Here is a 1747-nt window from a genome sequence, read left to right as displayed (position 1 = left end):
ATGAAGGTACTCGTGCCTGTCAAACGCGTGATTGACTATAATGTGAAGGTTCGCGTTAAGGCGGACGGTAGCGGAGTTGATCTCGCCAATGTCAAAATGTCGATGAACCCGTTCGACGAGATTGCGGTGGAAGAGGCCATCCGCCTGAAGGAAGCCGGCAAAGCGGAAGAGGTTGTTGCGGTTTCGATCGGTGTCAAACAGGCGCAGGAAACGCTGCGCACGGCGCTGGCGATGGGTGCGGACCGCGCCATTCTGGTTGTTGCGGCAGATGACGTGCACACCGATATCGAACCGCTGGCGGTTGCCAAGATCCTAGCCAAAGTGGTCGAGGAAGAGCAGCCCGGCGTCGTTCTGTGCGGCAAGCAGTCGATCGACAACGACATGAACGCCACCGGTCAGATGCTGTCGGCCCTGCTGGGCTGGAGCCAGGGCACCTTCGCGTCCGAGCTGGACATCGAAGGCGACAGCGCCAAGGTCACCCGCGAGGTGGACGGCGGCCTGCAGACCATCAGCGTCAAGATGCCGACCATCGTCACCGTTGACCTGCGCCTGAACGAGCCGCGCTATGCGTCGCTGCCCAACATCATGAAGGCGAAGAAAAAGCCGCTGGATGAGAAAACCGCCGCCGATTACGGCGTCGACGTCACGCCGCGTCTGGAGATTGTCAAAACGGACGAGCCGCCGGCACGCGCCGCCGGTATCGTCGTGGGCTCGGTTGACGAGCTGGTCTCGAAACTCAAAGAAGCGGGGGCTGTGTAATGGCTGTACTTCTGCTGGCCGAAGTCAACAATGGCGAACTTAGCTTTGACGCCACCGCCAAGGCCGTCAACGCGGCAAAGGCCCTGGGTGATGTGACCGTTCTGGCTGCGGGCGGGTCTGCCGCTGCTGCCGGTGAGGCCGCTGCCAAGATCGACGGTGTATCCAAGGTTCTGGTCGCCGAGGATGCCTCGCTGGGTCACCGCCTGGCGGAATCGACCGCCGCCCTGATCGTGTCGCTGGCCGACGGCTACGAGCACATCGTGGCCCCCGCCACCACCGACGCCAAGAACGTGATGCCGCGCGTTGCCGCGCTGCTGGACGTGATGGTGATCTCGGATGCGTCCGGCGTGGTTGACGGCTCGACCTTCGAGCGCCCGATCTATGCAGGCAACGCGATCCAGACGGTGAAGTCGAACGACGCCAAGAAGGTTGTCACCATCCGCACCGCGTCCTTTGACGCCGCGGGCGAGGGTGGTTCGGCCGCGGTCGAGACCATCTCGGTCGGTGAAAACCCCGGCCTGTCGTCCTGGGTCGAGGACAAGGTTGCGGAAAGCGACCGTCCGGAACTGACCTCGGCTGGCGCTGTTGTCTCGGGCGGCCGTGGTGTCGGTTCGGAAGAGGACTTCAAACTGATCGAAGGTCTGGCCGACAAACTGGGCGCCGCTGTGGGTGCCTCGCGCGCCGCCGTCGACTCGGGCTATGCCCCGAACGACTGGCAGGTAGGTCAGACCGGCAAGGTTGTTGCCCCCGATCTGTATGTCGCCATCGGCATCTCGGGCGCGATCCAGCACCTGGCGGGCATGAAGGACTCGAAGGTCATCGTGGCGATCAACAAGGACGAAGAAGCGCCGATCTTCCAGGTCGCCGACTTCGGCCTGGTCGCCGACCTGTTCGACGCCGTCCCAGAACTGACCGAGAAACTCGGCTGATCACAACAACCGGTTTTCCAACAAACTCCAAAAAAAGGCCCGCCAACGCGCGGGCCTTT

2 protein-coding genes are annotated in these 1747 nt (G+C 62.7%); both read left to right on the top strand.

The genetic code is table 11. The features are described 5' to 3' along the window. Entirely contained in the window at positions 1-759 is a 759-nt protein-coding gene (locus ACR0IY_RS21940) for an electron transfer flavoprotein subunit beta/FixA family protein (RefSeq protein ID WP_480677157.1), read from the top strand. Next, on the top strand, positions 759-1688 hold the full coding sequence (locus ACR0IY_RS21935) for an electron transfer flavoprotein subunit alpha/FixB family protein (protein WP_480677155.1): 930 nt from the start codon (positions 759-761) through the stop codon (positions 1686-1688). Before ACR0IY_RS21940 ends, ACR0IY_RS21935 begins: the two co-directional genes overlap by 1 nt. Positions 1689-1747 lie beyond the last annotated feature (59 nt).

The sequence above is a fragment of the Ruegeria sp. BC1 genome (genome assembly GCF_056539305.1).
This window is presented reverse-complemented; position numbering and strand designations above follow the sequence as displayed.